Origin of the sequence: Pseudomonas brassicacearum subsp. neoaurantiaca (assembly GCF_013608025.1) — a bacterium.
Lineage (GTDB): Bacteria > Pseudomonadota > Gammaproteobacteria > Pseudomonadales > Pseudomonadaceae > Aquipseudomonas.
The window spans coordinates 1650-8806 of record NZ_VDLV01000054.1; the positions used below are offsets into that span (position 1 = coordinate 1650).

General features: G+C 59.1%; 8 protein-coding genes. All 8 read right to left on the minus strand.

Features of this window, described 5'->3' with window-relative positions; all coding sequences use genetic code 11:
• A partial coding sequence (locus FHK92_RS23965) for a hypothetical protein (protein WP_219916169.1) occupies positions 1-335 on the minus strand: 335 nt, incomplete at its 3' end.
• Positions 322-1299: a hypothetical protein gene (locus FHK92_RS23970; RefSeq protein ID WP_181290309.1), complete on the minus strand. Its 978-nt coding sequence runs from the start codon at positions 1297-1299 to the stop codon at positions 322-324. The genes FHK92_RS23970 and FHK92_RS23965, both read right to left, overlap by 14 nt.
• Positions 1300-1439: 140 nt before the next feature.
• Positions 1440-1703: a PAAR domain-containing protein gene (locus FHK92_RS23975; protein WP_181290305.1), complete on the minus strand. Its 264-nt coding sequence runs from the start codon at positions 1701-1703 to the stop codon at positions 1440-1442.
• A complete protein-coding gene (locus FHK92_RS23980; RefSeq protein WP_181290306.1) occupies positions 1700-4081 on the minus strand; it encodes a T6SS phospholipase effector Tle1-like catalytic domain-containing protein in 2382 nt (793 codons plus the stop codon). Before FHK92_RS23980 ends, FHK92_RS23975 begins: the two co-directional genes overlap by 4 nt.
• Positions 4069-4581, minus strand: a complete 513-nt coding sequence (locus tag FHK92_RS23985) for a DUF3304 domain-containing protein (protein ID WP_181290310.1) — start codon at positions 4579-4581, stop codon at positions 4069-4071. Before FHK92_RS23985 ends, FHK92_RS23980 begins: the two co-directional genes overlap by 13 nt.
• Before the next feature lie 38 nt (positions 4582-4619).
• Positions 4620-5144 (minus strand): DUF3304 domain-containing protein, encoded by a 525-nt coding sequence (locus FHK92_RS23990; protein WP_375154627.1) that lies wholly within the window; start codon positions 5142-5144, stop codon positions 4620-4622.
• A 111-nt stretch (positions 5145-5255) separates the two neighbouring features.
• Positions 5256-6014, minus strand: a complete 759-nt coding sequence (locus FHK92_RS23995; RefSeq protein ID WP_181290307.1) for a DUF4123 domain-containing protein — start codon at positions 6012-6014, stop codon at positions 5256-5258.
• A gap of 9 nt (positions 6015-6023) precedes the next feature.
• Positions 6024-7157 (minus strand): type VI secretion system Vgr family protein (locus FHK92_RS27915; RefSeq protein ID WP_258232731.1); only part of this gene is annotated, 1134 nt, incomplete at its 5' end.

Consider the following 7157-nt stretch of genomic DNA (forward strand, 5'->3'; position numbering starts at 1 on the left):
CTGGCCAGTTTCTCTTCGTCGTCTTTCAAATCAGGCAGCGGATTCAAGCGGGACGCAGCGACGCTGCCATCGCCCCCCAGCGTGGACCGTTGCGCCTGGCGTACCGCCAACTGTTCCCAGGCCAACAAAATCGATGGGCAGAACAAAACGAGCGCTAACCATGCGCCCAATCCCCATGTCCCCAATTGTTGTAAATCCACCGCCGGCCAGCCGAGGTATTCACCACCCAAGCGATACAACAGGCAGCCGAGCATCACCACGAAGATGATGAAAAACAGGTAGCCCAATCCCAGCCTAATCAATGAGCCCTTGCGCTCGTGTTTATCCGTTGCCATGAGGTTGTGCCACTCCTATTGCCAATCGCTTGTCCGCATCCTGGCTCAGCCAGCCACAGGGCTGTCCGGCCTCCTTTGCTTGCAACAACGCCAACGACATGCCGATAAACGGCGCCAGATGCGCCAACGTGCCCCAGTGTCCCGCCAGTTGATGTTCGAGCGCCGACCAACCGCCCGCCAAGAACGCTTCCTGGCTGACCTGGTCCATGGCCAGGCAGGTCGGGGGCGGGGCTTGCAGCCCGGCGTAACGCTGCATTTGCGAGCAGCGTTCAGCGGGCGGTTCATGGGGCTCGCCCGACAGGTATTCCCCCCGATGCAACAGCAGCGGGCCTTTTCGACTCACCCGCCAGAGAAAGCCTCCTTCGCCGGACGGCGTTCCCTCTTCGCTGCTCTGCACCGATACCACTCCGGCGCAGAGCAGCCAGTCGTCTGCGTGACGGCATTCTTGGTTGAAGATGTCGATCAGTTCGTCCAGGTCCGCCAGGTCCTGCAACGGCAAGCGCACTTTGGGCAGCTCGTTACCTTGGCTGCCCAGCATCTTCTCGAAGGCAGCCAAATCGCTCTCGCCGCCCGCCCAGGCAATCGCTCGCAGCCTCGGCCAGCGCTCCGACACCGTGGCCAGTTCCAGTACCAACCGGGCCAAATGTTGCGCCAGTGCCGGAGCACGCTCGGCGGACTGACCGAGGACCACCGGGCAATTCAATGACGACGCAGCCGTGGGCGTCGGCAGGGGCGTGTCGTTCATCAGGTTCTGAAAGTGTGTTTGATCGTCCCCAGTCGGCCCCAACAACAGCACCTCCTCCACCGGCAACGCCAGGCTTCGCCAACGCCACCAGCGTCGAGTGTCATCGTCCTGGGTGCGGCGAAATACGTCGCGGCTGAACAAGCCGATCTGCCACGGCAACACCCGCAGCGCCAATGCCAGTCCCCAGCCCAAGGGCAACACGGCGCTCCACAGCCACAACTCCAAACGTGGCCGGTCTTGGGGCCAGAGCGCCAACAGGACTGCCGACTGCATTCCCCACAGCAACGGCAACGCCAGCCACCAACGGCCCCAGCGCGGTTCGCATGGCTCGGCGAACGACGGATAGCGCGGCGGGCGGTTCATGGCTTCACCGATATGGACGACAGCGGCAGCGTGCTAACCAACGTGCAACCACACTCACAGCGGTACCCGTCCAAGGCCAACAACTGCCCATTGAAGCTGAAACCTGTCGCGCCTTGGGCGATACGATTCTCGCCGTGCTTATCGCAGCGGACCTTGTCCCCTGCGCAGGACAGCCGTTGGCCGAATGCCAGGAAACGGCCTTCGAGCACTTCGCCGCCGAAGGGGCGCAAGGGGTCGCCCAGGCGTATCAAGGGCATCATGAGGCGACCTCCCCATCAAACTCCACCAGAACGCCGGCCAGCCGCAGTATTTCGTCGGTCCGCTCGAGGCGCCGCAGATGGTCGTCCAAGGCGATCTGTTTCTTCTGCTCGATCACCACTTCGCCGATATGGCGCGTCGGCTGCAGGATCTTTTCCGCCCCCGGCAGGAACGGCACCACCGCACCGCTGACCTTGTCGATCACCTGATAACCAATGGTCGCCGCGCCCATGCCGGCCGCCAGCCCACCCACCGCGCCCAGCGTGCCGCTGCGCTTGATGCCATACACCGTGGCGCCCGCCAGCACCGCCACGCCCAGCATCCGCCCGGCCACCACCACCGGGGACAGGGCACGGCTGTTCTCGTTGCCGAAATAGGTCATGCGATAGAAAAAGTAACCGGCCCACAGCTCCCGGGACGCCAACTTGTCGTGCATGAACCAGGCCCGCGAATCGTGGATGTGGTCATCGAACAACGCCACCAGCAGCGCCAGGCCCGGCTTCCGGCTGGGCAAACCGAACCTGTCCAGGAACAGCTGCTCCTTGCGCAACTCGCCCGCCGCCTTGATGCTCGCATGGTCCCGCACCTCATCGTTCTCGTTGAGCAGGTACATCGTGTCGCGCAAGACCACGTCCAGAACCGTGCCCGACAAACTGGTCTGCTGGCGATCGATGTCCAGGTAGTCGTGCTTGAACTCGGTGGCGGCCTGGCTGAGCTGGGTCTGATCGATCTGCGGCTCGTAGATCGGCGGGCCGGGGTGGTTCATCGCTGCGGCGGGTGCTTTCTGGCGGTTTTTCAGCGCGATCTGTTTCTTCTCTTCATATTCGCGACGCTGTTCGGCCGTATCGTAGGCGGTGGCTTCGTTGGCCTCGGTGAAGAAAGGTTGATGCTTGTAGCTGTCGTTGTATTGATAGCGGTCGTCGATCTTGTTGAGATCGTTGGCAAAACGGCCAATGCGCCAGCCGGTGATCCAGCCTAATTGATCGGCCAGGGTGTCTTCGACGGTGGTGGTGAGGAGCAGAGGGTGGTAGCCGTCGGTGGGGGTGCTGCTGTCCTGATCTTCGGGTGGGACTGTGTGCAGGGTTTGGTGGTGCCAGGCGTTGAAGCGTTCGATGACTAGAGGGCTTACATCGAATTCCGTATTGGTTGCCTCAGACATGATTCTCCAGTGCTTTTCCGGCTCAAGACTTTTCGGTAGAACCCCTTCCGGTACCTGCAACGGCGCGCCTGCGGCGAAGGCAGCGGCATATAAATCGTGCAGGACAATCTGCGACACCAGCTCACTTGTACCGCCACGCGCCTTGCCCTGATCGTTCTTCGGATACCCACCGCCCACGTCGGAGTGCACACCGGGATACACCACTTCATAAGTATTGGGCGGGTACTTGCCATCCTCGTTACGGACCGAGTCCAGCGGGAAACAGGCACGTTGTTCGAACGCCGCGACAAAATGCCGACAGCATTTGACGAAGTCGGGAAACGTCTTTGCGTCCGGCAATAGCTGGGTGTCATCGGCCCAGTCCATGTGCCCGGCAAAAAACGGCGTGACGTGGGCGATACCCACCGACGCCACGGTGTCCAGCAGGCCGAGGAACTCGATGCTTACCGGCAGGCCCAGCAGTGTCTGTTCCGGATTCTCGGCCCCGTCCGGCGTGTCGAACAACTGGCTCAACCAGCTCACGAAAGTGCGTGCTTCCGCTGCGCCGCGGGAAAAACCATAGATGAATAGCTTGACGCCCAGCACTTCAGGTCTGGTTTTGGGGACGTAGGGCCTCAATGGCTCCAGCAGGCCCTTCATGACTTGGCGCCGCCGACCGGCGCCGAAGATGCTCATCATGGGGGCCTTATACGTTTCCATGGATTCGACGGCTTTCGCCCGATGTTCCTGTGACAACGGCGTTTTGATCAGCGCTGTGTGCAAGGCATCCGCCAAAGAGACCAGGGCCCAATTGATACGGTCTTCGCCACCCGTGGCGAACTTCAATCCATCCTCGCTGTAATCCAGTTCGCTAATTTCTGGGAAAGGGGTGCCGACACCGGGCATGTAGTAAGAGAAGTAACCACACTCTTTTGCCGGTGTACCTCTGAGTGATGCATGGAACAGCTTGGCAATATTGCTGGGGTGTTCTTTCTTGGTATCGTTGTCCTCGTTGTTGTTGGTACCGTCAAAAAACAGACTGATGTGCAAACTGTGACAGCAGGCGGAGTGCCGTCTTTGCCCTCGGGCGTTGGTAGTTCGACGAAACGCATTTTCTTCTGCAGTTTGCTTATTGTAATTGCCGGTCACCTTCCGTATGTCTGTGGGCAAGCGTCCACCGACGGGAAAGATAGGTGGTGCCCAGGCCTTGCTCTTCGAATTAGTATCTTTTATTTCGGACATACAACAGGCTCCTTCGCTTCCAAGGGATCATTTATCGGATAGTTGGGTTGGCCGTATACCGCACATGCAGTAGTAACCTTCACCTTATTACAAGTCAAAAAATGCACTTTCAAATCGCAGGAATGCGTTCCCGGCCACTCTGGAATTTCCACGGTGGCGCTGTGGTGCTGATAATTAGCTCTATGCTTTATCTGAGCCGCTCGATAACCGTCACTCCCCAACGGAGGCCATTTCGAATATGCGTAAGGATCTGTATCAACCTCCCATTCGATATGAGCCTTTAGGCCGGGGCGCCACTTGGTCGGCATAATGATGCAGCATGAGCTACCTCCGCCCCCGTCAGCCCTATATCCATTTACCGACAACCAATTAATCGCGTGCAACGTATGGTTAACGGCCTCTATGTTCCCTCCCGCCATTTCATTTTCCGCAGAAGAACAGCCATGCAACATCAATCCCAACAAGGCGTAGAGTACCCACCGCGTCAATTTTCCTAACATCGACAACCTCAGATTTTTGTCCGCCCTCGAGATAATTTCTATTTCGGGCATACGGCAGGCTCCTTCATCTCCAGCAATTCTTTGATGGGATAGTTGGGCTGGCCGTATACCGCGCATGCGGTGGTAACCTTCACTTGGTTGCAAGTCAGAAAATGCACTTTCAAATCGCAGGACTGCGTTCCCGGCCACTCCGGAATTTCCACCGTGGCGCTATGACGCTGGAATTTTGCCTTATGCGCGGCCCATGCCTCCTCATCGAAACCAAACCCAGTGGTTTTTTGTTTTATTTTTGCAAAACGATTAGGATCCACTTCCCATTCGATATCAGCGCTCAGTCCGGGACGCCACTTCGTCGGCATGATGACGCAACAGGAACTTCCTCCCCCTCCGTCAGCCCGGTATCCGTTGACCGACAACCAATTAATCGCATTCAACGTATGATTTACGGCTTCTATGTTCCCTCCTGCCATTTCATTTTCCGCAGAAGAGCACCCATGCAACATCAACCCCAGCAAGGCATAAGAACCTCGCACCATCGATTTACAGAACATCAACTGCCTCATGGCAAAGTCCTTTTTATTTAAATTTCAAACGCAGAACCGTCTCGTACGCACGGCTCCTTCCATGCGATCTGTTACGCAGCAATATCTCTCGCTATCAACACCGAGCCGCCCTTAAGACTGAACAAGCACAGTTCCCTTCACGTACTCATTGAGATTCCCGAAGTAATTCTCTTTGCCAGCCTGCACGGCCAGTCGATATAACAAGGCGAAACGCTCTTCCTTACTGTCCTCAAGATGGTCAAATTCGCCGCCATTCAAAATCTGCTGCGCATCGGAAATGCAGCCGATCAGGTCGCATTGCTCATCGCTCAGTTCGACGAAGGGCGGCACTTCGATGCTGCCCCGTGCCTGACTGGCGCCCCGTCGCCATTGCGGCTGGTCATCCCGGTCCAGCCAAGTCCAATAACTGACGGGGAGCAGGTACTGAATACGTTGCTCGTCGCTCAAGATGGAGGAGATCAGCAGGGGGAAGATTCGTGGGTCGTAGTACCGCAACAAACCGGGGTGCCCGCCCCACCTAATCTGAGACAGGGCTTGCAGGGCATAGCTGAGCGCATCGAAGGGCAAGGGTGAGATCGCGATCAGCAACCGTGCGTCGGTTGCACAATGCGTTATGAGTTGCTCCAGCCAGGCGCGGTGTTGCCAATGCGCCAGATCCAAGCGCATCAACAGCGGTGCCTGCTCCAACAGGTTTTCCTCCGGCGTACCGCTGAACAACGAGTGCCATGGAATCTCCGGCCTTATTTGCTTCAAGGCCGGGATGGCACAGTTGTTCCAGCCAGTCTGGTCCAATAGAAGATCCACACGCGATGCATCCGCTGCGGCGCAAACGTGTTCAATTTGGTCTTGCCATTCACTTGCCATTTGCATGTGTCCTTTTTAGCTTTCACGCGGCAGTAGGCCGACGGCGTTTTTACGTGCCCTTTGAAGGCATTCCCTGCACACCGACTGCGGCAACTCCGGCAACGCAAAACTCTGCCCGGCCGGCAGCTCCCAGACGTGTTGTCCCTTGAGGTTCAGCTTGCCGGGGCTATGGATGTCGATCGCGCCGCTCGGGGTAATCCGGATGAACCCACCGCCACAGGCCAGAGTGATGCCGTTCTTGGCTGTCACTTGCACGTGCCCTTGCACCGACTGCACGCTGATGTCCTGCTGGGCTTTCATGGCCAGCACGTCGCCGTGGGATTCGATTTCAAGCGGGCCTTTGCCCGAGACGAGGCGCAGGCCTTCCTGTTGGGCGAGCAGCGAAATGGCCTGGTTGGCGTGGGCCGAAAGGCGCTTGGCGGTGGCGAGGTTGATGTCGTCGTGGCTTTGCAGGTAGAGCGCGGCGCCGCTCTTGAGCAGCAGGCTGGCCGGGGTGACGGCACCGATGCCTTGGGGGGCGCTGAGCAGGATGGCCGCGGCCTTGAGGTCTTTTGCGTCGGCCTGGAGTTGCTGCAAACCGTCCAGGTCAGGCGTGCGGCTGTGATGGGCCTGGGCGATGTGTTGCCACTCGGCCATCTGGCGCTTGGCACCCTCGATCTGGGCGGTGGCCGGGTCCATGCTGAGGACGTCACCCCTGGCCTTGACCTGCTCATCCGCACTGATAAACACCCCCTTGCCACCCCGAATCGCCCCCCAGCCATCGGTGCGCAACTCAAACCCTTCCCCGCGTTTTTGCCGCTTGGCGTCCACCAAATGCCCCAGGTTCAACTGGCTCTTGCCACTGTGTTCGGTGCTGAGCTTGATGTGCTCCTGGCCGCGGGTGTCGTCCAGGCGCAGTTTGTTGTTGGTCGGGGTGCGCAGGACGTTGCGGCGTTCGTTGCGGGCGGTGACCGGGTCGGGGTGGCGGTCATCGTGCAGGGCGTGGGCGATGTAGGGGCGGTCGGGGTCGCCGTGTTCGAAGGCGATCGCCACTTCGGTGCCGGCCTGCAATGGGAAGTGCAGGCCGTGGGTGTCGCCGCCGTAGGGTCGGGCCAGGCGCAGCCAGGCGCTTTCGCGGCCGGGTTGCCAGGTGTCGCGGTCGAACAGGAA

What these genes read in the sequence shown, in the direction of transcription:
- FHK92_RS23975 (WP_181290305.1), bottom strand. Translation starts at nt 1,703, where the DNA reads ATGATGCCCTTGATACGCCTGGGCGACCCCTTGCGCCCCTTCGGCGGC.
- FHK92_RS23980 (WP_181290306.1), bottom strand. Translation starts at nt 4,081, where the DNA reads ATGTCCGAAATAAAAGATACTAATTCGAAGAGCAAGGCCTGGGCACCA.
- FHK92_RS23985 (WP_181290310.1), bottom strand. Translation starts at nt 4,581, where the DNA reads ATGTTAGGAAAATTGACGCGGTGGGTACTCTACGCCTTGTTGGGATTG.
- FHK92_RS23990 (WP_375154627.1), bottom strand. Translation starts at nt 5,144, where the DNA reads ATGAGGCAGTTGATGTTCTGTAAATCGATGGTGCGAGGTTCTTATGCC.
- FHK92_RS23995 (WP_181290307.1), bottom strand. Translation starts at nt 6,014, where the DNA reads ATGCAAATGGCAAGTGAATGGCAAGACCAAATTGAACACGTTTGCGCC.